This window comes from Acidipropionibacterium jensenii DSM 20535 (assembly GCF_000425285.1).
GTDB lineage: Bacteria > Actinomycetota > Actinomycetes > Propionibacteriales > Propionibacteriaceae > Acidipropionibacterium > Acidipropionibacterium jensenii.
In genome coordinates this window covers 16,452-41,803 of the sequence record NZ_AUDD01000015.1, presented here as the reverse complement: position 1 = coordinate 41,803, position 25,352 = coordinate 16,452, and the positions used below count along the sequence as shown (strand labels likewise).

The window sequence follows — 25,352 nt, the reverse complement described above, 5'->3', positions numbered from 1 at the left end:
CTCCCCGAAGGTCCTGGGGACCAGACCGGCGGGACCCCCGGGCAGTCTCTGCCCGGGGGTCCCGCCGGTCCACACGCCTGGTCGACCAGGCCTGGTCGAACAAGGCTCAGAAGAACCGCCTCTGCCGGGTGATCTCGCCGGCGTACTGCCGGTAGGCCTCCTGGGTCGACTCCAGCCGGGACTGCGAGGTGACCGGGACGTCCCACCAGCCGGTGGAGGGCGGGTTGGGGCCGTACAGGTCGGTCTCGATGTGGATCATCGTCGCCCGGTCGGAGGCGTGGGCCTTCTGGTAGGCCTGACGGAACTCCTCGATGCCGTGCACCTCGAGGACGTCCAGCCCCCAGGAGCGGGCATTGGCCGCGATGTCGACCGGCAGCCGCAGCGACGGGTCGTCGCCGCGGACATGGCCCTCGCCGTCGTCGTCGCGACGGTACTTGGTGCCGAACCGCTGGGACCCGTGGGACTCCGACAGCGCTCCGATCGAGGAGTAGCCGTAGTTCTGCAGCAGCACGAAGATCGCCTTGCGACCCTCCTGGACCAGGGTCGCCAGCTCCATCGGCAGCATCTGGTAGGTGCCGTCGCCGACGATCGCCACCACCTCGGACTCGGGCCGGGCCATCTTGACGCCCAGGGCGGCCGGGATCTCGTATCCCATGCAGGAGAAGGCGTACTCGACGTGGTACTGGACCGGGGTTCTGGCCCGCCACAGGCACTGCAGGTCGCCGGGCATCGAGCCGGCGGCGTTGATCATGATGTCCTCGTCGCCCATCATCTCGTTGAGGGCGCCGAAGACCTCGGTCTGGGCCGGCAGCGGACCGTGATCCGCGTGGTAGCAGGCGTCGGTGGCCTTCTGCCAGGCAGCCACCTCAGTGCGGGTCTTGTCCGTCCACTGCTGGCTCACGTGGAAGTCGGCGAGTGCGGCGGTCAGCGCGCTGAGTGCCTCCCGGGCATCGGCGAGGACCATCTCGGCACCCTGCTTGACGGCGTCGAAGGCGGCGACGTTGATGTTGACGAAGCGCACCTGCGGGTTTCCGAAGACCGTCTGGGAGCCGGTGGTGAAGTCGGAGTACCGGGTGCCGATGCCGATCACCAGATCGGCCTCGGCCGCCAGCGCGTTCGCCGATCCGGCGCCGGTGGCCCCCAGACCGCCGACGGCGGCCGGGTGGTCCCAGTTGATGGCTCCCTTGCCGGCCTGGGTGTCGGCGACCGGGATGCCGGTGGCGGTGGCCAGCTCCCGAAGCTGCTCGGAGGCCTGGGAGTAGATGGTGCCACCGCCGGAGACGATGAGCGGCTTGGCGGCGCCCTTGATGGCGCTGACCGCCCGGGCCAGGGCGGAGGGAGCGGGGACCTGGCGGTCCATGTGCCACACCTTCTTGGCGAAGAAGGACAGCGGCCAGTCGTAGACCTCGGCCTGGACGTCCTCGGGCAGGCAGACCACGGCCGCACCGGTCTCGACCGGGTCGGTGAGCACCCGCATCGCCCCGGGCAGGCTCACCATCAGCTGTTCGGGCCGGTTGACCCGGTCCCAGAACTTCGAGACCGGCTTGAAGGCGTCGTTGCAGCTGATGTCGGGGTCCCTGGAGTCCTCCAGCTGCTGCAGCACCGGGTTGGGCGCCCGGTTGGCGAAGATGTCGGAGGGGAAGAGCAGCACCGGGATCCGATTGGTGGTGGCCAGCGCGGCCCCGGTGACCATGTTGAGGGAGCCCGGGCCGATCGAGGCGGTGGCGGCCAGGGTCTGCAGCCGGTCCATGGTGCGGGCATAGGCGGTCGCCGCGTGGACGATGCCCTGCTCGTTGCGACCGTGCCAGTACTCCAGGCGGCCCTCCTCCGGGTCGGGGCTCACCTCGTTCTGCAGCAGGGCCTGGCCGAGTCCGGCCACGTTGCCGTGGCCGAAGATGCCGAAGATGCCGGGCACGAAGCGGCGTTCGACGCCGTCCCGCTCGCTGTACTGGTGGGTGAGGTACCGGACGATCGCCTGTCCGACGCTCAGCCGGATGGTGGGTTCAGCCATCTCTCTGGACTCCTTCTTGGGGTCAGTTCTTGGGGTCAGCCTGGATGTCGTCGACGTTCTCGTCGACCTGGTAGGGAAGGCGCGGGTCCATCGTCCCGGTCTCGTAGGTGCCGCGCAGCCACGTGTACTCGGGGTCGTCCACCGACTTCCACTCGGCTCCGCCGGGGCCCGCCATCACATTGAGGTAGTACAGGTCGTACCCGGGAGCGGCCGCGCAGGGGCCGTGCCAGCCGTGCGGCACCAGGGCGACGTCGCCGGTGCCGATCTTGGCGGCGACGCTGATCGGGCGGTCCGCGGTCCCGTAGGTGGCGTGCAGCGCCATCCCGGGGCCGTACTCGTTGCCCTTGATCTGGAAGTAGTAGATCTCCTCCAGCTCGTGCTCGTCGGGCCCCTCCTCGTCGTGCTTGTGGGGCGGGTAGGAGGACCAGCAGCCACCGGGGGTGATGACCTCCACGACCAGCAGTCGCGAGGTGTGCAGGGCATTGCCGACCGAGTAGCTGGAGGCCTGCCGGCACAGGTAGTCGGCTCCCCGCAGCTCCACGGTGACCTCGTCGACCGGGCAGTAGCGGGGTTCCAGGTCCTCGGAGGCCAGCGCATAGGGCAGCCCGACCCGGCCGCCGCTGACGGCGGTGACCACCGCGGTGGTCCCGCGCGGCAGGAAGAAGTAGTCGGTGACCTGGCCCCAGATGGTGCGTCGGCCGGCGAGCTCGGTGGTCCTGCCGTCGACCTCGACTCTCCAGGACCCCTCCAGCGGCAGCACCAGGTACTCGTACTCCCCGGTCTCCACGGTGGTCGAGGAGCCGGCCGCCAGGGTCGCGACTCTCAGCCCCGAGTAGGTCCAGCCGGCCCGCTGCGGGGAGACGTCGACCTCGAACTCGTCGTGGCCGGCGGTACCTGCCGGCAGAACGTAGTCACTCATCTGTGTCAGACCTCCAATAGTGTGACGGCGTTGTCCACGGCGGAGGCGACGTCGCCGTCCGCCGGGTAGAGCATTGATCGGCCCAGGACCAGACCCTGGACGGTGGAGGGGGCCAGTGCCCTGGCCCACATCCGGCGGGTCGCCTCGACATCGTCGGACAGTTCCCCGCCCAGCAGCAGGATCGGCATCGAGGAGGCTCGGGCGACCTCCTCCATCCCCTCGACGGCTGGCAGTTTCAGCCAGGTCCATGTCGAGTCGGCGGCCAGTCCGGCGGTCATCGCGACCGACTTCACGACCGCCTGGGTCGACAGGTCGTTGACCACCTTCCCGGTGGCGTCCCGGCGCGAGATGAAGGGCTCGACCATCGCGATCCGACCGGCCCTGGCCAGCGCGTCGATGCTGCTCGCGCAGGCCGCCACGGTGTCGGAGGTCGAGGAGTCCTCGAAGTCGTAGCGCATCAGCATCTTGCCGCCGGCCAGGTCCTGGCCGATGACCCCGTCGACGTCGTAGCCGGTCATCCGGTCGTCGATCTCGAAGCTGGCCCCGCGCAGTCCGCCGCGGTTCATCGAGCCGAAGACCACCTTGCCCTCCAGGGCACCGAGGTTGGCCAGGTCCTGAACCATGTCGCTGGTGCCCAGGAATCCGTTGACCCCGGGTCGCGACAGGGCGGTGACGCACCGTTCCAGCAGGGACTCCCGGTCGGCCATCGCGTACTCGTCGGCACCGACCCGCAGTGCTCCGCGGGCCGGGTGGTCGGCGGCGATCACCATCAGCGGCTCCCCGCCGTGCCAGCGGGGCCGCTCGCGGTCGATGACCCTGGCCTGGAACCCGCGGGGGTCCTTCACGCGGCGCTCGACGAGGCTGTCGATCAGCGGTGTGGTGCTCATCGTGACTCCTGGGTGGCCGTGATGTCGGGGTGGCGGGCCATCATCGAGAACAGTTCGGGTTCGGTCGGCATCGCGGTGGAGCACTCCAGCCGGGTGGCGACCAGGGCCCCGGCGCTGGAGGCGGCGCGGATCGTGTCGGCCAGCGACCAGCCCTCCAGCAGTCCGTGGCACAGGCTGCCGCCGAAGGCATCCCCGGCTCCCAGCCCGTTGGTCACCTCGATCGGGGTGGGCGGGACGACGACCCGTTCGGTGCGGGTCATCGCCAGGGTCCCCTTGGGCCCCTGCTTGACCACCGCGAGCTGCACCCCGGCGTCCAGCAGGGCCTCGGCGGCCCTGGTCGGGTCGGTCTCGCCGACGGCGACCTCGCACTCCTCGCGGTTTCCGACCGCCACGGTTACCTTCGGCAGGATCTCGGCGACCGCCTCGTGGGCCTGCTGCGGGGAGTCCCAGAAGCTGTCGCGGTAGTCGAGGTCGAGGATGGTGTGCTCGGCCCTGTCACGGATGTCGAGGGCGTGGTGGTGGGCGGCGCGACTGGGCTCCTGGCACAGCCCGGTGACCGTCAACCAGAGGATCCTGGCGTCGCGGACCTGCTGCTCGGGGATGTCAGCCGGGGTGATCTTGAGATCGGGCGCGCTGGGGAACCGGTAGAAGTACAGCGGGAAGTCGTCGGGCGGGAAGATCTCGCAGAAGGTCACCGGGGTGGGGATCTCGCGGACGGTCTTGACATAGGTGGAGAAGACCCCGAGGCGGGCCATCTCCTGCCGGCAGAAGTTGCCGAAGGGGTCGTCGCCGACCGCGGTGATCACCGCGCAGGCGTGCCGCATCCGGGCGGTCGCCACCGCGACATTGGTGGGACTGCCGCCGAGGAACTTGCCGAAGGAGGTGACCTCCTCCAGCCCGACGCCGTGCTGCAACGGGTAGATGTCGACGCCGATCCGTCCCATCGTCAGGACGTCAAGGGAACGCGATCCGGGGGCAATCATGTGAGCTCCACTTCTCTGGGGTGGCTACGCAGGCCAACGGTAGCAGCACCGCACCTATTGTCAATACAAATACCCGGGCTGCCGACAGAGGACGCGACCGCACCGCCCGCGGGGGCCGCGCACGGACCGACCGAGGGAAGTGCCCCGGTATTTGACAGGACAATTGGAAGGCAGTGTAATGGGGTCTGTCAGCGACGACGATGACGAGCTGACCCCAGGTATCCAGCACAGGAGCTGATCATCCAATGACCGAATACACCCCCGGGCCTCTCCTCCAGGTGGCGCAGCACACCTCGACCGCCCTGTGGAACGACTCCGCGGACCTCGAGGAGCTCACCCAGTCGATCTCCTTCGGCGGCGTCGGCGCCACCTGCAACCCGCAGATCGCCTACGGCACCATCAAGAAGCACCTCGACGTGTGGGCGCCGCGGATCCGCGAGATCGCCAAGGCCCACCCGACCTGGGGCGAGGCCGAGGTCGGCTGGCAGGCCGTCAAGGACATGTCCGTGGAGGCCGCCGCCCTGCTCGAGCCGATCTTCAAGGAGCAGCACGGACACAACGGCCGGCTGTCCATCCAGACCGACCCCCGCCTGCACAACGACGCCAAGGCCCTGGCCGACCAGGCCGAGTCCTTCAGCCAGATGGCTCCCAACATCATCGTCAAGGTGCCGGCCACCAGCGTCGGCGTCAAGGCCATCGAGGACGCCACCTACCGCGGCGTCTCCATCAATGTCACGGTGTCCTTCTCGGTCCCCCAGGCGGTGCGCACCGCCGAGGCCATCCAGCGCGGTCTGGACCGCCGGGTCGCCGACGGCAAGCCGATCGACGAGATGGGCCCGGTGGTGACCATCATGGGCGGTCGTCTCGACGACTGGCTGAAGATCGTCGCCTCCCGCGAGCAGCTGTTCATCGACCCGGGCGCCCTGGAGTGGGGCGGTATCGCCGCGATCAAGCACGCCTACCAGATCTTCCAGGAGCGCGGGTTCCAGGCTCGGGTCCTGGTGGCCGCCTACCGCAACGTCCTGCAGTACTCCGAGCTGACCGGTGGCGACCTCGTGCTGTCCCCGCCCTTCGCCTGGGCCAAGCGGGTCAACGACTCCGGCTACACCCCGGACTTCGACGCCATCAGCAAGCCGGTTCCCCAGCACCACCTCGACGCCCTGATGAAGATGCCCGAGTTCCGTCGCGCCTACGATCCCGACGGCATGACCGTCGAGGAGTTCGACACCTTCGGGCCGACGGTGCGCACCCTGCGCGGGTTCCTCAAGGCCGACTGCGACCTCGAGACCCTGGTCAAGGACATCGTGATGCCCGAGCCGTGATCCACCCCGGCTCAGCACAGTGATGGCCGGTGAACGGGTTCAAAACCCGTTCACCGGCCATTGCTCTGTGGTGAGGCGGACCTCTCAGCGGACGAGGGGCTCTCGGCGGATGAGGATCCCAGAGGACCCTCAGTCCTCAGATGTCGGCGTGCTCCTCGGCGTGCTGCTCCTCGGCCTGCTTGGCGAGCTCGGCCGGATCGATCGCCTTGACCTGGGCGATGAGGTCGTCCAGTGCCGATCCGGGCAGCAGACCCGACTGGCGGAAGACCAGGTAGCCGGCTCGGAAGGCCATCAGGGTGGGGATCGAGGTGATCTCCAGGGCGCCGGCGAGGTTCTGCTCGGCCTCGGTGTCGACCTTGGCGAAGGTCACGTCGTCGTGCCGTTCGCTCGCGCTGTCGTAGATCGGGGCGAACCGCATGCACGGGTTGCACCAGCCCGCCCAGAAGTCGATGAGCACGACATCATTCGAGTCAATGGTCGAGGCGAAATTCTCCTCGTTCAGGGCAACCGTCGCCATGTCTACCTCCGTGAAGTCATTCAAGCTGTTCAGGTACCGATGCCAGAGTCGTCACGGCATCTCTTCTGGCTCGGGAACACACCCGCCGGGGGCATTATTCCCCTCTGCCCGGCCCCCGAGGCGGCCGGGGCCCGGCTCAGGCGACGCCGTCGGCCGGCTGCGGATCCTTCAGCGCGACCACCCGGCGCATCGGCACGGGCAGGTTGACCGGTCCCCGGCTCTGCACCTGGTGGACCAGCCAGTCGCGGGCCGACTGCCTGCGGGAGGCGGTGGAACCAGGCAGGTACATCGCCGACATCAGCAGGTCGGCGTCGGTGCTGTCGCGGACGGTGAACACGTAGCAGGACCGGGCGTCCTCCACCTTGCGCAGACCCCGCTGGGCGAGCAGATCGGTCATCCTCAGCTCGAGGGCGCCGGGGAAGCTCGGCGTCGACCCGACCCTGGCGGCCAGCTCCACCGCCGGGCGCATCAGGGAGGGCGGGACCGGGCGGATGGTGGGAGCCATGCAGGCGAAGATCCCACCGGGGCGCAGTACCCGGGAGGCCTCGTCGACCAGCAGCCGCGGATCGGGCACCGTCACCATGCCCATCGAGGTCACCACGGCGTCCACCGAGGAGTCGGACAGCGGCAGGTGGTCGAACGCCCCGCGCACCCAGTGCACGGCGTCGGCTCCCGCGCCTCCGCTCATCGCCTGCTCCAGCTCCTCGGCGGAGTCCTCCACGCCGATCACCTGGCGCCGGCCGTCGGCCAGTCTGCGCGACAGCACCCCGGCTCCGCAGCGGACGTCGACCACCACCTCGGCGGTCCTGGAGACCGCCCTGGCCAGCCAGGAGTAAGGATTCCGCTCACCGGCGGTGCTGCGACGCAGGGCCTCCTGGATCACTCCCGGACGTTCGGCGTGGAACCGCGCCAGATAGTCGGGCCACGGGTCCTGGGGGCTCCCCAGACCCAGTCGACGGGCCAGCTCGCGAACGGATGCGGTCCTCACCTCAGGCTCCCCTCAGGTACGTGCGGGAATGGTGGCCGGGACGATGAAGATGCCGTCGGCGTCGTGTTCGGAGAACTCCGCGCTGCCGTCCGGTCCGGTGATCAGCACCGCCCCGTCCTGCAGTCGCGCGGTGATCGGGACGCCGATCTCCAGGCCGACCCTCTTGACCGTCGCCAGATTGGGCTCGGTGGCCTGGAAGTGCTCGGTGAACCGCACGATCCTCACCTGCTGGTCCCCCTCGCCACCGTCGATGAGGAACTCGGCGAGTGGATGGGAGTCCCTGCGGAAGGGGACCGCCGAGTCGGTGCTGGTGAACTGGCCGATCGCCGGGATCGCATTGCCGTAGGGGGACTTGTCGGGATCGTCGAGGATGTCGATGAGCCGGTTCTCCACCTCGTCGGAGATGACGTGCTCCCAGCGACAGGCCTCGCCGTGGACCAGGGCGGTGTCCAGTCCGATCACCTGGGTGAGCAGGCACTCGGCCAGCCGGTGCTTGCGCATCACATTGACCGCCTGGGCATGGCCGGCAGGGGTGAACTCGATGGTGCGGTCGGGTCTGACGACCAGCAGGCCGTCGCGCTCCATCCGCGCCACGGTCTGCGAGACGGTGGGCCCGGACTGATGCAGCCGCTCGACGATCCTCGCCCTGCGCAGATCGATGCCCTCCTCCAACAGCTCGTAAAGAGTACGCAGGTACATCTCTGTGGTGTCGATGAGTTCGCCGCTCACGTTCTCCTCCGTCGTGCCCGATGGGCCCTCGCAACCATCTGAAACTCTGTTCGTCCCACGGTAGAAGCGGTGGGAGACGCCGATGTGGGAACAGCTCACCGCGATGACTCATTCCCCGGCCGGTGCTCCACCGGCCGCGCAGACCTTCCCGCGGGACGGGCTCGGCCCCGTTCCGCGACCCGTCAGCCCTGCCGCTCGATCTCCCGGCCGGCACGGATGACCCGCTCCAGGTGACCCGTCCCGGTGGTGAGGCACAGGTCGGCGCGCCTGCCCGCCTTGATGACGCCGGCGTCCAGTCCGTGCCAGCGGGCCGGGGTGGTCGAGGCCATCATGGCGGCCTGGGCCAGCGGTATCCCCACCGTGGTCACGACGAACTCGACGGCCCGGCCCAGGGTGAGGGTGGACCCGGCGATCGCGCCGAGGGAACCGTCCGGGTTGAGCAGCCGGGCACCGCCGTTGACCACCCGGACCGCCAGGGACCCGAGCATGTAGTCGCCGTCCGGCTGGCCGGTGGCGCTCATCGCGTCGGTGACCAGGCAGATCCGCTCAGGACCGGCGGCCTGCACCGCCATCCGGATGACATCGGGAGCGAGGTGGACGCCGTCGCAGATGAGCTCGCACATCACCCGCGAGTCGGTGAGCATCCACGGCACCGGACCGGGCTTGCGGTGATGGATCGGGGCCATCGCGTTGAACAGGTGGGTGACGACGTCGGCACCGGAGTCGACGGCGTCGCGGGCGGTCGCGGCGTCGGCTTCGGAGTGGCCGAAGGCCGAGTGGACCCCGGCAGCGGCGATCGTCTGCACCGCCTCGATCCCGCACCGGCGCTCCGGGGCGAGGGTGATCATCCGGAGGTCATCGCCACCGGCGTCCAGCAGCCGGGAGACCCGTCCGGGGGTCGGATCGCGCAGCAGGTCGACGTTGTGGGCGCCCTTGCGGGACTCCGCCAGGAAGGGCCCCTCGAGGTGGATGCCGTCGAACTCGCCCTCGGCGCAGAACTGGCGCAGCCGGCCGATCTGGTCGACCAGGTCGTCCATGTCCTCGGTGACGGTGCTGGCGAACAGGCTGGTGGCGCCCTGGGAGCGGTGGTACCCGATGGCGGCCCGCACCTTGTCCGGGTCGGGGTCGGAGAAGCTCGCCCCGGCCGCCCCGTGGCAGTGGGTGTCGACGTATCCGGGCAGCACCCACTCGTCGACCTCGTCTTCGGCGTCCAGGACGCCGAGGGCCACCTCGCTGAACCGGTCACCCTCGATGGTGATCGTTGCCGGCCCGACCGAACCGTCCGGGTAGAGAACGTGACGCGACGAGATGATCATGCTGACCTCCGGTGGTGTTCGCCCCTCGATTCTTCCACAGGATGCCTTGTCCGGGTCCTCCTGCGTGGACATCGGCGTCCCGGCGGCCCCCGTCTGGGAGAATTCGGGCATGTCTGAGCTGAAGGTTCCCGTCGATCTGCTGCCCTCCGACCCCCGTTTCGGGTCGGGGCCCTCGCGCATCCGACGCGAGGTGATCCAGGCTCTGGCCGCACCCGGGTCGGTGATGGGCACCTCGCACCGCAAGCCCCCGGTCAAGGATGTCGTGCACTCCATCCGGTCCGGTCTGGCCGAGCTGTACCGGCTGCCGGCCGGCTACGAGGTGGCACTCGGCAACGGCGGGGCCACCCTGTTCTGGTCGATGGCGGCGTGCAGCCTGGTGGCTCATCGCAGCGCCAACGGCGTCTACGGCTCTTTCAGCCGCAAATTCGCCACCACCCTGCAGAAGGCCCCCTTCCTGGCCGATCCGGCGATCTTCGAGGCCCCGGCCGGCAGACTGGCGCTGCCGCGGGCCGCCCATGCGGTGGGCACCTACGCCTGGGCCCAGAACGAGACCTCCACCGGCGTCGTGGCCCCGGTGCAGCGGCCCGAGGGTATCGACGAGTCCGCCCTGGTGCTGATCGACGCCACCTCAGCGGCCGGCGGGGTGGATGCCGACATCTCGGCCACCGACGCCTACTACTTCTCACCGCAGAAGAACTTCGCCTCCGACGGCGGGCTGTGGGTGGCGGTGCTGTCCCCCGCGGCGATCGCGAGGTCGGCCGACCTGACCTCCTCGGCCCGCTGGGTGCCCGACATCCTCAATCTGACCCTGGCGGTGGAGAACTCCCGCAAGGACCAGACCCTCAACACTCCGGCGATCGCCACCCTGGTGATGCTGGAGGCGCAGATCTCCTGGCTGCTGGAGCACGGCGGGATGGCGTGGGCGGCCAACCGCACCCACACCTCCTCCGGAGTCCTCTACCGGTGGGCCCAGGACAACCCGCTGACCTCCCCGTTCGTCCAGGACCCGGCGCTGCGCAGCCCGGTGGTGGTGACCATCGACCTGGACCACAGCATCGACTCGGCGCAGCTGTGCGCGATCGCCCGAGAGAACGGGATTCTCGACATCGAGCCCTACCGGGGGCTGGGGCGCAACCAGATCCGGGTCGGGACCTTCTCCTCGGTCGACCCGGAGGATGTCCGTGCGCTGGTCGCCTGCCTGGACTGGATCCTGGAGAGGATGCCCCGGGTCGGGGCCTGAGAGGCCCCTCGGCCCCCGCCAGGCTACTTCGCCCGGTACACCACCACTGCCGCCGCGACCGCCAGCAGCACGCTGGCCACCAGGGTGATGAGCGTCCCCCACCGGATCCCGGCGGTGTCGTCATCGTCGCTGTGGGCGGGGTCGGCCGCCGATGCCGAGGGGGTCGGCGTCGCGCTGGTGGAGCCGCCGGGCAGGCTCATCCCGGTGACCGTCGTCGAGGAGCCGGCCAGTTGGAGACCGTCGCCCGACAGGGTCGATGAGATGGCGTCTCCCCCCGACGGGGAGACCGGCGCGGTGGCCAGCGTCTTCCAGGTGTAGGCGTCCACCAGGGTGACCTGGTCCCTGGTGCGCAGCGCGATCCGTTTGCCGTCCGACAGGAAGACGGCGTCGGTGACATCGGCGGGAGCGCTCGCGACCCGGACCAGGGTGTTGTCGGAGTCGCGGCTCAGCTCGGTGGGCGCCCGGTAGATCGCCGGGGAGTCGCCGCGGGTGACGATGTAGATGTTGCCCCTCCCGCTGACCGCCATGGCGTCGGCGTCATGGGGTCCGTCGGGATAGACGAGGTCCCAGGCGCGCCAGGAGGTCGCCGACCCGTCGAGGGCCTGGGGGCTGAGCACCTGAATACTCTTGCGGCTGGCCGTCGGGTCGCCGATGTCGCCGACGAACAGCGAGCTGTCGGACCAGGCCAGTGCCTGCACATTGGTGGGCATCGCCTGCCAGGACACCTCCTTGCTGCGACGGCCCTGGGCGTCGACGGCCACCAGGGTGCGGGTGGTCCGCGAGCTGCCGTCGGTCACCCAGTAGCAGTTGCCGTCGGTGTCGGCGGCCATTCCGACCGGCGCCGAGACGCCGGAGACCTGGATGGAGAACCCCTGGGGGGCGGCCACCGCGGGACCGGCTGCCAGAGTCCAGGCGGCCAAGGCGCAGACGACGGTCTGCAGCACGCGTCGCGGGAGGCTTCCAGTCACGAGGCTCCATCCTGCCACGGACGGGCCGAGGCCACCGTGGCCGATCATTCGATCCCCGCTCATCGGGCTCCCAGCAGGGCGCCGACCACCACGAGCACCACGACCAGGACGAGGGCTGTTGTCACGACGTACTGTCTTGAGCGCGGATCCACGGGTTCCACGATAGTTCCGGGATCGGGTCTGTACCGTTGGCGCATGGGTGAGTTACGGCTTCACGCCATCTCGATCAATGAGGTTCGAGACATCTTCGGAGCCGACGAGGCACAGGCACGCACGCTTCGCGGCTGGGCACAGGAGCACTTCAGCGTGCCCGAGACGCCTCGTAGACGGGGGTTGTGGTCCAAGCTGCGCCCGGTCACCCGGATCGACGACGAGGCGCCGATCCTGCCGGTGAACTGGCCCACCCCCCAGGACGTGGACGATCTCATCGCGGGCCGGTTCGTCTCCCCCGACCGGCTGGTCCGCTGCTGGCGGGTGCTCGACCTGTGGCTGCACAACCTGTCGTGGGGGACCCACTCGATGTCGATGGACCTCGGCCGGGTCGACGACTTCGAGTTCGACCTGGCCCGGGCCGGGCTGCCCAGCGAGTTGTCCCTGCGTCGACTGTTCGGCAGCGACCCCCAGATCCCGCTGCGTCCGGCCCCTGGGATGCGCACCGGTTACTCCCGGGCGGCCCATGTCACCGCCACCCGGGACGCCCTGTCGGCGATCGCCGAACGGGTGTCCGAGCCGAACCGGGAGACGGTCGCCGGGCTCGTCGGGTTCCTCGTCCAGTTCCAGACCTGGAGTGCCGCCGCGCCGGGGGCCGGCCGAGCGGCTCCCGACCTGTTCGTGGTGTGGCACGCCGGCCAGAGCACCATCGAGAGAACGACGATGTGATCTGGCCGGCGTGACCGGTCGTGTCGCCTGTCGGCAGCTTGTCGGCAGCTTGTCGGCGGCGGGGGTCAGAGCTTCGCGATGAGATCGAGGAGCAGCCCCTGGCCGAAGTAGATGACGAACAGCGCCGAGACCGCCCACAGGATGGGATGGACCAGGCGAGCCCTGCCGACGAACAGCTTCGTGATGCAGTACAGGATGAACCCGGCACCGATACCGTCGGTGATCGAGTAGGTGAAGGGCATCAGGATGATGGCGGCGAAGGCCGGAAGTCCCTCGACGACGTCATTCCACTTGATGTCGGTGACCTGGGACATCATGAGGAATCCGACGAAGACCAGCACCGGGGCGGCCGCCTCCGAGGGGATCATCGTGATCACCGGGGAGATGAGCATCGACAGCAGGAACAGGATGCCGGTGACCACGGATGCGAAACCGGTCCTGGCGCCCTCGCCGACACCGGCCGAGGACTCGATGAAACCGGTGTTGGAGGACGAGGATCCCAGTCCGCCGGCGACCGCGGCCAGGGAGTCCACCAGCAGGATCTCCTTGAGGTGGGGCGGGTTGCCCTCGGCATCATTGAGCCCGGCCTGGGCGCCGATCGCCACGACGGTACCCATGGTGTCGAAGAAGTCGGCCAGCATCAGGGAGAAGACCACCAGCAGCACCGAGATGAAGGTGGCGATGTTGAAGTGGCCGTCCTTGAGGAAGCCGCCGAACAGGTCGACCCGCCCGACCAGCCCGAGATCGGGCCAGGAGAAGCTGGAGGCCGCCGGCAGACGGGGGACGTTGAGCGCCCAGCCGGTGGGATTCTGGTCGCCGATGTGGGGACCGATCTTGCCGATCTCCTCGATGATGAGGGCCAGGATCGAGCCGCCCGCGATCGCGATGAGCATCGCGCCGCGGACCTTCTTGGCGTACAGGATCACCACGGCGATGAACCCGACCACGCATACGAAGATCGGCCAGCCCACCAGGGACCCGTTGACTCCCAGCTGGACCGGGGTGCCGGTGCCGGCGCGAACCACACCGGAGTCGACAAGTCCGACGAAGGCGATGAACAGACCGATGCCCACGCCGATGGCCGCTCGGAGGCTGCGAGGCACGGCGCGGAAGATCATCTCCCGAAGACCGGAGATGACGAAGATGAAGATGAGGATGCCCTCCCAGACGACCAGGCCCATCGCCTGAGGCCAGGTCATCGTGGGTGCCACGCCGTACGCGAGCAGCGAGTTGATGCCGAGTCCGGCGGCGATACCCAGCGGGAACCGGCCGTAAATGCCCATGAAGATGGTCATCACACCGGCGACCAGGGCGGTCACCGCCAGGACCATCATCTTGTTGTGATCGATGGCGGCCTCGTTGAGGGTCTTGCCCGCCGCGTCGAGGAACTTCGGGGCGCCACTGAGGAGCTTGCCGTTCTTGTCGGCGGCTGCTCCGAGGATGAGGGGGTTCAGAGCGAGGATGTAGGCCATCGTGAAGAAGGTCACGACACCGCCGCGGATCTCCTTGGAGCGGGTGGTGCCTCGCTTGGTGAGCTCGAACCAGCGATCGATTCTGCTGTTTGGTTCTGGATATGTGGGGGTCACAGACACGGCGAGCATGATACTGAGATTCTGAAATCGATCGTGTTACGAGGACCGGCGGTGAGCTGTCCCGGTGATCGTTTCGGGGGCAGCTCCGCTGAGGGTGAACCGATCACTCAGGGAACTGGGGGTCACCACCCACCAGCGCCCCGAAGGGCACTTCCGCGAGTGAAATGTTCACCCCGGACCGCGAACTCCCCCGCCGACCGCACCCCGACACTCCCAACGACCCGCGCCTAGCGGCAGAGCAGCTCCGTAGGGGGCCTCAGGGCGCCCGGCACCCGAGTCCGCAGGCGGATCACAAGGTAAACGCACTGTCGGATGGCCCAAATCGGTGGAACGGCCAACCCAAACCTCACCCGAGTGAACCGATCACTCACGGAACCGGGGTCCACCACGCACCAGCGCCCCGAAGGGCACTTCCGCGAGTGAAATGTTCACCTCCGAGATCGCGGTCCCGCACGCCACCCGATCAGCAGACGGCCCAGGGCGAGTTGCTGTAGTGCACGCGGATCGCCAGCACAGTGTTCGTTTCGAAGCCGTCGTCGCCCAAGCTCGTGAACTCCAGTGTTCTGCCTCCGGCGGTGTAGGAGTACCCGCCGTGCTCCGTGTCCACCGTGAGGGTTCCCTGATAGAGACTCAGGAGATCCTTGACGCTCATCCCCACAGTGGCCCCCGAGGTCGTCCTCGCACCTAGGGCGTCCACCGCCATGGCGGTGAGCTTCCCGTCCATGAACCGGAGGTGATAGCCGTCAAGACCAGGGACAAAGCCGTTGACGACGTTCGGAGCGGCGTGTCCCCCACACTCATCCTCCATGGACAGGTTCACCGAAGTACCTTCGAGAGTCTCCCTGGTCATTCCCAGCACTATTGGTCCGGCCCCATCCATCGTGATGGGGGCTGTCTTCACTCCGACAGCCGATGCCCGGAAGTTGCAGAAGCCTCCCAACGGCTTCTCCAACTCGCCGTACGGTGCATCCTCGGGCAACTCGTAGCAGTCGCCGGCGTTGGTCACCCGCTTGACCTTGGTCCACCCGCCGCCTGTCCGTTGCAGCAAGAGCCATCCTCCGGTGTGGTCCCCCTCGAAGTTGGACTCCACAACCACCCAGTTCCCGTCGTCGATGCAGGTGATCTTCGTCGGATTCATCGTGGGGTCATCCTGGATCTTCCGGATCTGGTCCACCGACGGAGGGCAGCTACCGGTGAGACAGGTGCACAGCACAATGGTGATGATCCTGCCGTCCTTGATCTGCACCTTCCAGCCCAGTCCGAGACGCACGTCCGCCGGGTAGAGGCGCGTCTCCGCTCCGCCGTTGGTCGAGGTCGAGACGGGCGCCCCGAGCACGTTCAGCGCCGCGGCGGCGTCCCCCACCCTCAGCCCGTCGATGGTCGAGGCCGACCCCGATCCCTCCAGTGCGATCGAGGTGAGGACGCCTTTCGCGCTGAACGTCCAGGTGCAGTTCATCCAGACCACTCGCACCTGCGCACCGGAGTCCACCTTCGGGAATCCCGGGTGGCTCTTGCGGATCTCGTCGACCAGCTGTCCGGGCCGGATCGACTGGACTCCAGAGGGGGAAAGGGTCCGGGAGGCTGCATCCGGGTCCCCCAGCGCCTCGAGACGACGCGCCAGTTGGGCGGAGTTGCTGGCGGTGACGAAGTACCCCTTGCCCTTGCTGGCGATGCAGGACAGCTGGTCGGAGGACGCGTTCAGGCCGATCGCCGATATCGACAGGCCTGCGTTGTCGGCCGCCAGCGTGGCCGCCGTCTGACACGGGTCGGGCGGTGCGCAGGAGTCCTCGCCATCGGTGATGAGGACGACATTGAGGGGCTGGCCCTTCGCCTGGGCGGCCGCTGTCTGCAGGGCTTTCCCGATCGGCGTCCATCCCACCGGCCTGAGGGTCTTGACCTGACGGGTCACCGCGCCAATGTCAGACCCGACCGGAACCTTGAGCGAGACATCTCCGCATCCGGCCGAGCGCGGGGCCTCCTCCAAGGTCTTGTCGCCGTAGCTCACCAGGCCGACCCTGGATCCCTTCGGCAGGGAGGACACGAACTTCGAGGCGGCGTCCTGGGCGGCGGCCATCCGAGTACCACCACCCACATCGGACTTCCGCATCGAACCCGATGCGTCCACGATGAGCAGGTAGTTCGCCGGACGCCGTTCAGAGGATGCGGCCGACGAGCCCGTGGGGCCCCTACTGTTGCGGAGGCAGGCTGCGCGGCGGCGGATGCGCCGGACCCGGTGGGTGAGTGCGCCGATGATGACAATCCCGGAACCGAGCACCCCGCCACCATCAGTGCCGCTGCGAGTGGGAGGACCAGCCATCGTCGTGCCATGTCGGCAGCCCAGGGAGACCCCACACTCTCACGAGCAGAATGGCGCCCATCGCCTGTCCCCAGTTCAGGGAACACGGCGGAGAGAAACTCTCAGTCGAAAAGTGAGGAGTCGACGGAGATGGTGTCGAAGACCGGCTCGGGAAGCTCGATGCCGCGCTTCTTCTCCACCAGGTCGGAGTGGCCGCCGCAGCCGTGCTCGATCTCCACGACATGCGCGTCGAAGGGCGAGTACTCGTTGGTGCAGGCCCCGAACAGGCGGCCCAGCCCACCCTGGAGGCGGACGAAGTAGCCGCACGTCTGGCACTGTCCCGGGGCGTGCTTGGTGAAGCTGTCGTCGGGCCCGGCGGGACCCTCCAACCAGCGTTCGGCGGCGCGGTCACGGCCCTCCATGGAGAGCACCCGCTCCCGGCCGAGGCCGAGCTCGCCGGCCACCGCGCGGGTGGCGGCCCATTCCGCGGGATCCTCCTCGGCGGCCAGCTCACCACCGGTGTAGCCGGGCTCCAGCCGGGGATCGTTGTCGGGGGTCGGCAGCAGGGAGCCGGGGGTGATGTCGCCGGGCTCCACCCGCTCCCGCCACGGCACCCAGGCCGGGGCGATGAGGGCGTCGTCGCCGGGCATCAGGGACACCTCGTCGACGGTGACGTTGCGGCCGCGCAGGGCGCGCGCCATCGTCACCGACCAGTGCCAGCCCCGGTATCCGGGGTGCGGGCACTCGAAGAGATGGGTGAGGACGCGATCCCCCTCGATCACGGCGCCGAGGTACTCCCCGACGCCGAAGTCGCCGGCCTGGAACTCGGCGGCCTCCCGGGCCTGGTCGACCGCCTTGACCAGGGTCGGGTCGGCCTTCGGCTTGGCGGCGGCACGCTTGCGGACCGGGGCGTCGTGCGCCTCGGGGGCCCCCTGCGGTTCCTCGACCTCGGAGGGATTCGAGGGCTCAGAAGAACCAGAGGAAACAGCGGGCTCAGGAGCAGCAGCCGACTCCGAGGAGTCGGTGGACTCGGCGGGAACAGTCGACTGCGGGGCGTCGACCGACTCGGGAGCAGCAGCCTCGGAGGAGGCAGCGGCCTCGGGGGCGACCTCCGACTCCGAGGGGACAGCGGGCTCCGTGGAGTCCATGGATTCTGGGTACTGGGCGCTCATCACAGCTCCAACTCGTCGGCAACGGCTCTCAGCATCTTGGCCACCTTGGAGGCGGTCCGAGGATCGGGATGGCGGCCGTGACGATAGCCATTGCCCATGTGGTCCAGCATCTTGATGAGGTCCTCGCAGATGACGGCCAGCTGGTCGGGGGACTTCCGGGTCGACTTCGACAGCGACTTCGGGGTCTCGACGAGCTGGAGAGACAGTGCCTGGTCACCCCGCCTGCCCTCGACGACGCCGAACTCCACCTTCTGGCCGGGTTTCAACGTCGTCGTACCGCTGGGCAGGGCGGAGGCGTTGACGTACACGTCGCCACCGCCGTCCCTGGTCAGGAAACCGAACCCCTTGGCGGCGTCGTAGAAACGCACCTTCCCGGTTGGCATCGCTGGCTCACTCCCCGATTCTGCGTACTCGTACTTGTTCTGGTGCCTGGGAATGAAGAACCGCCGTCGGCATCTCGTGGCCCGACGACGGCTCACGGAACCGACAGTGTCGGCTCCAGGTCTCTGTTCCCAGTCAGCTACTCAGCCTACAAGCTCCCCCCAACGCCGCCAAGGCTGACCCTGCGCAACCCCTGCGCAACACCGCAGCAGTGCCCGCCCGGTTCCCGGACAGACGCGCCCAGCCGGTTCCCCGCCCGGTTCCCGGGCAGAGGTGCAGCACAGCGGGCGTCGCGGCCGGTATGGTGTAGCGCGCGGCGGCCGGGTGTCTGATGTTCAGGGCCACCATCGTGGTGGACCACGTCCCACTCAGCCCCGTGCTGTCAGGGTCGATCGCGCGACCCGCGCCGGGTATGGAGATGGCGCATGACAGTTGGTCCCAGTTGGCAACTCATCGTGGCACTGGTGGCGTTGGTGGGACTGGCGGTGATCGCCTCCCGTCTCGGCCGCCTCGGAATCAGCAAGTCGTCGGTGATCTCCGCAGTTCGGGCCACGGTCCAGCTCGCCGCCGTCTCCCTGGTCCTCCACTACGCCCTGCAGCATCTGTGGGCGGGCGCCGCCTTCACCCTGTTGATGTTCGTCGTCGGCGTCATCACGACCGCCAGGCGCACCGGAGTCGGCAGGGCCTGGCCCTGGACCGCGGTCGCGGTGGCCAGTGGCGCGCTGCCGGTGCTCGCGATCATCTTCGTCAGCGGTTCGGCACCCTTCAACGCCGCAACCCTCATCCCGATGGCCGGGATCATCATCGGGAACATGATGAACGGCCACACCCTGGCCGGTCGACGTCTGTTCCCCGAGCTGCGCGAGAACACCGGCACCTTCGAGGCGGCCCTCTCGCTCGGCCTGCCGCGCTCCGAGGCCATCCGGATGGTGACCGAGCACTGTGTCGCCGAGGCCGTCATCCCCAGTGTCGACAGCACCCGAACAGTCGGCCTCGTGACCCTTCCGGGAGCCTTCGTCGGCGTCCTGCTCGGTGGCGGATCCGCCCTCCAGGCCGGTGCCGCCCAGCTGCTGGTCCTGATCGGCATCCTCGCCGGCCAGGCGGTCACCGTCGTTGTCGCCCATCGGCTGGTGTGCGCAGCGCTGCTGCTGCCCCCGGACCTGAAGCGCACTCTGCACGAGTGAACCGCTCCCCGGTGGGCGCACCCGGGGTCGGCGCCCTTCCGGGCACCTTCCACCATCAGGGCGCGACTGCCCGGCCGAGGAGCGGGACGCCGTCAGAAGTCCTTGTACTCCTCCGGCTTGTGCTGCCAGACATAGCGGTAGTAGTCGGCCAGCTTCAGGTTGGCGGCGGCGGCCTCGTCGACGACGATGACCGCGTGCTCGTGGTGCTGAAGGATCGAGCCCGGGCACATCGCACTGACCGGGCCCTCGACGGCGGCGGCCACCGCATCGGCCTTCCTCTCACCGCTGGCCAGCAGGACGACATGGCGGGCATCCATGATGGTGCCGAGCCCCTGGGTGACGCAGTGGGTGGGAACCGTCTCGCCCTCCTTGAAGTACCGCGCGTTGTCGCGCAGGGTGCGCGGGGCGAGGGTCTTGATCCGGGTGCGGGAGGCGAAGGAGGAACTGGGCTCGTTGAAGCCGATGTGCCCGTTGCCGCCGATCCCGAGAATCTGGACGTCGATCCCGCCGGCATCCCTGATGGCCTTCTCGTAGGCCCGGCAACCGGCCACGATGTCACTGGCCAGGCCGTCGGGGACGTGGACGCCGGCCGGGTCGAGGCCGAGCCGCTCGGTGACCTCGTGGCGAATCGTCGCCGCATAGCTGCGCTCGTCGTCGATCGGCATCCCGACATACTCGTCGAGGGCGAAGGCCCTCAGGCGGGAGACGTCGAGCCGACCGGAGTGCACCAGATCGGCCAGCGCCCGGTAGGTCGGCAGCGGCGAGCTGCCGGTGGCGACCCCGAGCACCGGATCGGGACGCGTGGACAGGATCGCAGCGATCCGAGCCGCTGCCTGTAGCCCCGCCTCGTCGGCGTCCTTGCAGATGATGACCTCCACGATGGAGCCCCCTCGATAGTGTGTCGCGACGCGTCACGGCGGTGGCCGGCGCGTCTTTCCTGAGTCGATTTCGAGAGTAGGAGTCGGGACACTCAATGAACAGGATTTTGAGTGATGCGCGCACTTCAGATGCGCGGTTCGACCATCAGGGCGAGCGTTGAGCACGCCGACAGGACCGTCGGGGCGGTCGGCCGGACGGGACGGGGTCGTCCTCCTCCCTAAGATGGGGCTGTGGCTACCAGGGTGACTGAGACGAGCACGACTGCGATGAGATCGAGCGGCCGTGCCTCGTCCGGGGGTACACCCGCACCGGTGACTCTCACCGACGTCGTCGGAGCCGTCGAACCGCCGATGGCCTTCGCGATGCCGGACACCACCCCCCTGGAGTCGTCGGCCGTCCGCCCCGACGCCCCGCGTCCTGATCTGCCGGCCGATCCTCCGCAGGGTTATCAGGCATCACCTCATCAGCCGCCACTGTCGTCCCTCGTCCCGCAGACCGGGGAGACCCGGGACCCGAGTCTCCCGTTCCCCTCCACCGGGGTGCCGATTCAGTGGGGCCGTCACGCCGAGATCGATCCGCGTCGGCCGATCCTCACCTCGGGCGGACCGGCAGGATGGGGCGGTTCCCCGCTCACCGGCCCCGAACCGTCCAGCCCGTCCAGCGTCGTTCAGTCCGGTCTCGAACCGTCCGGCCCCGCCCACTCGGGTGCGGCCCGACGCGGTTCCGCACGATCCGGGTCCGACCGTTGGGCACCCCCGGAGCCCGCCCTCGACAACGGCCTCAACCTGGCCCCCGCCGAGCCCTCGGGGCTGTGGGGGGAGCGCCCCGAACTGCCCGGAAACAGGACCCTGGGAGCGCTGTGCCGCGGTCTGGGCTGGGGGCTGGTGGCCAGCGTGGTGGCCGGCTGCCTGGGCACCTGGCTGTCGCTGCCCGCCCTGGCGGTCGGCTGGTACTTCACCTGGCGCCACCCGGTCGCCCGCACCGCCCTGCTGCGGCTCTACGGCGTCGCGACCGCCCTCGCGCTGCTCATGACCATCCTCGGCAGCCCCACCCGCAGCGGCTGGGAACAGCTCCGATGGACCTGCTGGATGGCCAATATCGCCATCCTGGTCGCCTCGATGATCATCATCGACCGAGAACTCACACCCACACCCAGAACCGATCCCTCTCAGGGGCGACAGGGGATCTCACGATGAGCGGCACGATCACGTTGGCCTCGGTGATTCGCGGGATGGACACCGACGCGATGACCCAGCTGCTCAGCCTGCGCCCCGATCTGGCGAGCCCGCCCCCTCGGTCGCTGGCCGAGATGGCCGAGAGAGCCTCCACCCAGGCGTCGGTGCGCGCCGCTCTGGACGGCCTCGACAGCTGGCAGTACCGCGTCGTACTGGCCATCGCCGCCCTGGGGGACGTCTCGAGGGATGACCTGGCCGGTCACCTGCTGGACGCCGCGAGCGGCGACCGGACAACCGCGACAGCTGAGCAGACCACTGAGGGGGCCGGCGAGCACTCGGGCACCCCCCACAGCGTCGGTCTGCCCTCCCGACGCGATCTCGACGAGGCCGTCGACCACCTCGAGGACCTCGCCCTGGTGCTGCCCGAGGAGGATCAGTTCCACCTGGTCAGCGCAGCCGCCTCGGTGCTGGGACCGAGCCCTGCCGGACTGGCGCCCGAATCCGGTCAACCTCTCACCGCGGCCGAGGTCTCCGAGCGACTGGATGCCGCAGGACCGACCGTGCTGCCGGTCCTGCACCGTCTGATGTGGTCCCCGTCGGGACATGTGCCGCACGCCCGCCGCGCGGTGAGCCCCGAGACGGCCACCTCCCCGATCGACCTGGCACTGGCCCACCGGCTGCTTCACCCGGTCGACGACGAGACCGTCGTGCTGCCCCGGGAGGTCTCCCTGGTGCTGCGCAAGGGCCGGCTGTTCCAGAACCCGGTGTCCGCCCGGCCGCCCGCCTGGCCCTCACCGCACCCCGCCGCACGGACCGACTCGGCGGCTCTGGGCACCGCTCTTGAGGCCATCTCCTCGATGTCGGCCCTGCTGGAGGCGGTCGAGACGATCACCCCGGCCCGGCTGGCATCCGGCGGGATGGCCAAGCGCGACGCCACCCGGGCGCTGGCCAGGGTGGCCCACGGCGACACCGGCTGGTGGTACCTCACGGTGGCGGTGTCGGCCAATCTCATCGCTGCCGACAGCCGCGGCTGGCTGCCGACCACCACCGCCGACAAGTGGCGTCAGGACGAGCTGTGGACCCAGTGGCAGGTGCTCCGCGACGCCTGGCTGGCCATTCCCCAGACCCCCGGCGAGCTGTCGAACACCCTGGACGCCCCGGCTCCGGCCACCGCCCGCGCCTGGCGCCAGCAGGTCCTCAACGAGCTCAGGACCGCCGAGCCCGGGACCCCCGTGGATCCCGAACTGGTGATCGCCAGGATCGCCTGGCGCCATCCCGTTTGGCCGGTGCTCGAGGCCGCCCCCGTGCTGAGGGCGACCACCGAGGAGTGCCAGGTTCTGGGCCTCACGGCGCTGGGCGCCCGCTCGGGCCTGGTCGACGCCACCGAGGATCCCGGCATGCCGCAGCGACAGGAGAGCGTCATCCTGCAGTCCGATCTCACCGCGGTGGCCCCCGGGCCCCTCACCCCCGCCCTTGCCGCCGACCTGGCCCTGCTGGCAGACCGCGAGTCCACCGGCGTCGCCGGCGTGCGCCGGTTCACCCGGACCAGCCTGCGTCGCGCGTTGGATGCCGGTTGGAGCGGCGACCAGGTGCGCGAGTGGTGGCGTCTGCACTCGATGTCGGAGGTGCCCCAGGGACTCCTGGTGCTGCTGGACGACGTCGTCCGTGACCACGGGCGGGTCTCGGTGGCCGCCACCGGCTCGGTCCTGGAGGTCGACGACCCGAGTCTGATGGAGACCCTGCTGCGCAGTTCGGCCGCCGAGGGACTGGGCCTGAGACGACTGGCCCCCACCGTGCTGGCGGCACAGGCCGACCCCGACGTGGTGCTGGCCGCGCTGCGCGACATGGGTCTGAGTCCGGTGGCCCGCGACGCCCACGGCGACATCTTCAACGCTCCGGCCCCGGCCAGGGCACGGACCGCCGATCACGGCGGCCCGGGGCTCCCCCCGGGTCCCCTGTCCGATCCCAAGGCGGTGGCCGAGTCGCTGGCGAGCCTGCCGACCTTCAACGACTCGCGTCATCTGCTGGCGATCCTGCACCGCGCCCAGGCCGACGGCACCTGGCTGGAGGTCACCTGGGTGCGCGACGACGGCACGACGACCTCTGAGACGCTGAAGGTGATGGCTCTGGCCAAGGGGGCGATGCGCTGTGTGCGCCGTGGTGGCGGGGGGATCGTCATTATCCCGGTGCCGCGAGTGAGCGCCGCCCGGGCGGTGGCCCAGTAGCGGACTTGGCGACGGAGGATACTGGATGTCGATGTCTCAGACTCCTGGCCCCCTGATCGTTCAGTCCGACCGCACCCTGCTGCTCGACGTCGACCACCCGATGGCCGACGAGTGCCGCCACGCGATCGCCCCCTTCGCCGAACTGGAACGCGCCCCCGAACACATCCACACCTACCGGCTCACCCCGCTGGGCCTGTGGAATGCGATGGCGGCCGGCCACGACGCGGAGCAGGTCGTCGACGTCCTGATGCGCTACTCGCGGTTCCCGGTGGCCTCCTCGCTGCTGGTCGACATCACCGAGACGATGAGCCGCTACGGACGGCTGCGGATCGAGAAGCACCCCACCCAGGGTCTGGTGCTGGTCTCCTCCGACAAGGCGGTGCTCACCGAGGTGCTGCGGGCCAAGTCGGTCCGTGGCCTGGTCGGGGACCAGATCGATGCGGAGACCGCGGTCGTCCACCCCTCCCAGCGAGGCACCCTCAAGCAGGCCCTGCTGAAGCTCGGCTGGCCGGCCGAGGACCTGGCCGGCTACGTCGACGGCGAACAGCACGACATCGATCTGGTCGAGGACGGCTGGAAGCTGCGTCCCTACCAGCGGATGGCTGCCGAGTCCTTCTGGGCCGGGGGCTCCGGGGTCGTGGTGCTGCCCTGCGGGGCCGGCAAGACGGTGGTCGGAGCGACCGCGATGGCGATGGCCAAGTGCACCACCCTGATCCTGGTGACCAACACCGTCTCGGCCCGGCAGTGGAAGGACGAACTGGTCCGCCGCACCACCCTGACCCCCGATGAGATCGGCGAGTACTCGGGCTCCCGCAAGGAGGTCCGGCCGGTCACCATCGCCACCTACCAGGTGATCACCACCAAGCGTCACGGGGTGCACCCGCACCTGGAACTCTTCGAGGCCCGCGACTGGGGACTGGTGATCTACGACGAGGTGCACCTGCTGCCGGCCCCGGTGTTCCGGATGACCGCCGACCTGCAGGCGCGACGTCGGCTCGGCCTCACCGCCACCCTGGTCCGCGAGGACGGCCACGAGGAGGACGTCTTCTCCCTCATCGGGCCCAAGCGCTACGACGCTCCTTGGAAGGAGATCGAGGCCCAGGGCTGGATCGCTCCCGCCGACTGCGTGGAGGTGCGGGTCACCCCCACCGAGGACGAGCGGATGGCCTGTGCGCTGGCCGAACCGGACGTGCGCTACCGGATGGCCTCCACCCTGGCCTCCAAGAACGCGGTGGTCCGCGAACTGGTGAAACGGCACCAGGGTCAACCGACCCTGGTGATCGGTCAGTACGTCGACCAGCTCGAGGAGCTGGCCACCGAACTGGGCTGCGAGATCATCACCGGGGCCACCACCTCGCTGCGCCGCCAGAAGATCTACCAGGAGTTCCGCGACGGCACGATCAACCTGCTGGTGGTGAGCAAGGTCGCGAACTTCTCCATCGACCTGCCCAGCGCCGAGGTGGCGATCCAGGTCTCGGGGGCCTTCGGCTCGCGCCAGGAGGAGGCCCAGCGACTGGGCCGGCTGCTGCGTCCCAAGGACGGCCTCACCGCCCGGTTCTACGCGGTGGTCTCCCGCGACACCGTGGATGCCGACTTCGCCGCCCACCGTCAGCGCTTCCTGGCGGAGCAGGGGTACTCCTACCGGATCGTCGACGGCGGGGAACTGGATCGCATCAACGAGGCGTGAGC

At 69.2% G+C, this 25,352-nt stretch carries 21 protein-coding genes; 7 read left to right on the top strand and 14 right to left on the bottom strand.

Annotated elements, in window-relative coordinates:
- Window positions 1–106: 106 nt before the first annotated feature.
- The 4 genes from iolD to iolC are packed head-to-tail and all read right to left on the bottom strand — an operon-like array spanning window position 107 to window position 4,800.
- Window positions 107–2,011 (bottom strand): 3D-(3,5/4)-trihydroxycyclohexane-1,2-dione acylhydrolase (decyclizing), encoded by a 1,905-nt coding sequence (gene iolD, locus H590_RS0110160; protein ID WP_028703471.1) that lies wholly within the window; start codon window positions 2,009–2,011, stop codon window positions 107–109.
- A gap of 22 nt (window positions 2,012–2,033) precedes the next feature.
- Window positions 2,034–2,930 (bottom strand): 5-deoxy-glucuronate isomerase, encoded by an 897-nt coding sequence (gene iolB, locus H590_RS0110155; protein ID WP_028703470.1) that lies wholly within the window; start codon window positions 2,928–2,930, stop codon window positions 2,034–2,036.
- 5 nt (window positions 2,931–2,935) lie between these two features.
- Window positions 2,936–3,817, bottom strand: coding sequence for a Cgl0159 family (beta/alpha)8-fold protein (locus H590_RS0110150; RefSeq protein ID WP_028703469.1), 882 nt, complete (start codon window positions 3,815–3,817; stop codon window positions 2,936–2,938).
- Entirely contained in the window at window positions 3,814–4,800 is a 987-nt protein-coding gene (gene iolC / locus H590_RS0110145) for a 5-dehydro-2-deoxygluconokinase (protein ID WP_028703468.1), read from the bottom strand. The genes H590_RS0110150 and iolC overlap by 4 nt, the downstream gene beginning before the upstream one ends.
- A gap of 245 nt (window positions 4,801–5,045) precedes the next feature.
- Between iolC and H590_RS0110140 the strand changes: the two genes are divergently transcribed.
- Window positions 5,046–6,122, top strand: a complete 1,077-nt coding sequence (locus H590_RS0110140; RefSeq protein ID WP_028703467.1) for a transaldolase family protein — start codon at window positions 5,046–5,048, stop codon at window positions 6,120–6,122.
- 136 nt (window positions 6,123–6,258) lie between these two features.
- Here the strand turns inward: H590_RS0110140 and trxA are convergent, their stop codons facing one another.
- The 4 genes from trxA to H590_RS0110120 all read right to left on the bottom strand — a co-directional run bounded on the left by trxA (window position 6,259) and on the right by H590_RS0110120 (window position 9,672).
- Window positions 6,259–6,639: a thioredoxin gene (gene trxA, locus H590_RS0110135; protein WP_028703466.1), complete on the bottom strand. Its 381-nt coding sequence runs from the start codon at window positions 6,637–6,639 to the stop codon at window positions 6,259–6,261.
- 136 nt (window positions 6,640–6,775) lie between these two features.
- On the bottom strand, window positions 6,776–7,627 hold the full coding sequence (locus tag H590_RS0110130; RefSeq protein ID WP_028703465.1) for a class I SAM-dependent methyltransferase: 852 nt from the start codon (window positions 7,625–7,627) through the stop codon (window positions 6,776–6,778).
- A 12-nt stretch (window positions 7,628–7,639) separates the two neighbouring features.
- The gene (locus tag H590_RS19160; RefSeq protein ID WP_338028430.1) at window positions 7,640–8,326 is read right to left on the bottom strand and encodes a metal-dependent transcriptional regulator; all 687 of its coding nucleotides are present in this window, start codon (window positions 8,324–8,326) and stop codon (window positions 7,640–7,642) included.
- Between the two features lie 212 nt (window positions 8,327–8,538).
- Entirely contained in the window at window positions 8,539–9,672 is a 1,134-nt protein-coding gene (locus H590_RS0110120) for an N-acetylglucosamine-6-phosphate deacetylase (RefSeq protein ID WP_028703464.1), read from the bottom strand.
- A gap of 109 nt (window positions 9,673–9,781) precedes the next feature.
- On the opposite strand from H590_RS0110120, the gene serC reads away from it, so the two are divergent.
- A complete protein-coding gene (serC, locus tag H590_RS0110115) occupies window positions 9,782–10,912 on the top strand; it encodes a phosphoserine transaminase (protein ID WP_051238489.1) in 1,131 nt (376 codons plus the stop codon).
- A 23-nt stretch (window positions 10,913–10,935) separates the two neighbouring features.
- Here the strand turns inward: serC and H590_RS0110110 are convergent, their stop codons facing one another.
- A complete protein-coding gene (locus H590_RS0110110) occupies window positions 10,936–11,880 on the bottom strand; it encodes a hypothetical protein (RefSeq protein WP_154655320.1) in 945 nt (314 codons plus the stop codon).
- 195 nt (window positions 11,881–12,075) lie between these two features.
- On the opposite strand from H590_RS0110110, the gene H590_RS0110105 reads away from it, so the two are divergent.
- Window positions 12,076–12,759: a DUF7691 family protein gene (locus H590_RS0110105; protein ID WP_028703461.1), complete on the top strand. Its 684-nt coding sequence runs from the start codon at window positions 12,076–12,078 to the stop codon at window positions 12,757–12,759.
- A gap of 65 nt (window positions 12,760–12,824) precedes the next feature.
- Here the strand turns inward: H590_RS0110105 and H590_RS0110100 are convergent, their stop codons facing one another.
- From H590_RS0110100 to H590_RS0110085, 4 genes are all read right to left on the bottom strand, one after another.
- The gene (locus H590_RS0110100; protein WP_028703460.1) at window positions 12,825–14,231 is read right to left on the bottom strand and encodes an NCS2 family permease; all 1,407 of its coding nucleotides are present in this window, start codon (window positions 14,229–14,231) and stop codon (window positions 12,825–12,827) included.
- Window positions 14,232–14,814: 583 nt separating this feature from the next.
- Window positions 14,815–16,668: a vWA domain-containing protein gene (locus tag H590_RS17380; protein WP_084149438.1), complete on the bottom strand. Its 1,854-nt coding sequence runs from the start codon at window positions 16,666–16,668 to the stop codon at window positions 14,815–14,817.
- 101 nt (window positions 16,669–16,769) lie between these two features.
- A complete protein-coding gene (locus H590_RS0110090) occupies window positions 16,770–17,510 on the bottom strand; it encodes a DUF3027 domain-containing protein (protein WP_028703459.1) in 741 nt (246 codons plus the stop codon).
- A gap of 308 nt (window positions 17,511–17,818) precedes the next feature.
- Entirely contained in the window at window positions 17,819–18,202 is a 384-nt protein-coding gene (locus tag H590_RS0110085) for a cold-shock protein (protein ID WP_028703458.1), read from the bottom strand.
- A gap of 459 nt (window positions 18,203–18,661) precedes the next feature.
- Here H590_RS0110085 and H590_RS0110080 point away from each other — a divergent pair, with 459 nt between their 5' ends.
- Window positions 18,662–19,384, top strand: coding sequence for an ABC transporter permease (locus H590_RS0110080; RefSeq protein ID WP_028703457.1), 723 nt, complete (start codon window positions 18,662–18,664; stop codon window positions 19,382–19,384).
- Window positions 19,385–19,476: 92 nt separating this feature from the next.
- Here H590_RS0110080 and nagB read toward each other — a convergent pair whose 3' ends face one another.
- Window positions 19,477–20,262 (bottom strand): glucosamine-6-phosphate deaminase, encoded by a 786-nt coding sequence (nagB, locus tag H590_RS0110075; RefSeq protein ID WP_028703456.1) that lies wholly within the window; start codon window positions 20,260–20,262, stop codon window positions 19,477–19,479.
- A gap of 312 nt (window positions 20,263–20,574) precedes the next feature.
- Between nagB and H590_RS0110070 the strand changes: the two genes are divergently transcribed.
- Genes H590_RS0110070 through H590_RS0110060 form a run of 3 tightly spaced genes read left to right on the top strand, consistent with a single transcriptional unit; the run spans window position 20,575 to window position 25,350 of the window.
- Window positions 20,575–21,459: a hypothetical protein gene (locus H590_RS0110070; RefSeq protein ID WP_028703455.1), complete on the top strand. Its 885-nt coding sequence runs from the start codon at window positions 20,575–20,577 to the stop codon at window positions 21,457–21,459.
- Window positions 21,456–23,663 (top strand): helicase-associated domain-containing protein, encoded by a 2,208-nt coding sequence (locus H590_RS0110065; RefSeq protein ID WP_028703454.1) that lies wholly within the window; start codon window positions 21,456–21,458, stop codon window positions 23,661–23,663. Before H590_RS0110070 ends, H590_RS0110065 begins: the two co-directional genes overlap by 4 nt.
- A 31-nt stretch (window positions 23,664–23,694) precedes the next feature.
- The gene (locus H590_RS0110060; protein ID WP_036981976.1) at window positions 23,695–25,350 is read left to right on the top strand and encodes a DNA repair helicase XPB; all 1,656 of its coding nucleotides are present in this window, start codon (window positions 23,695–23,697) and stop codon (window positions 25,348–25,350) included.
- Window positions 25,351–25,352: the final 2 nt, after the last annotated feature.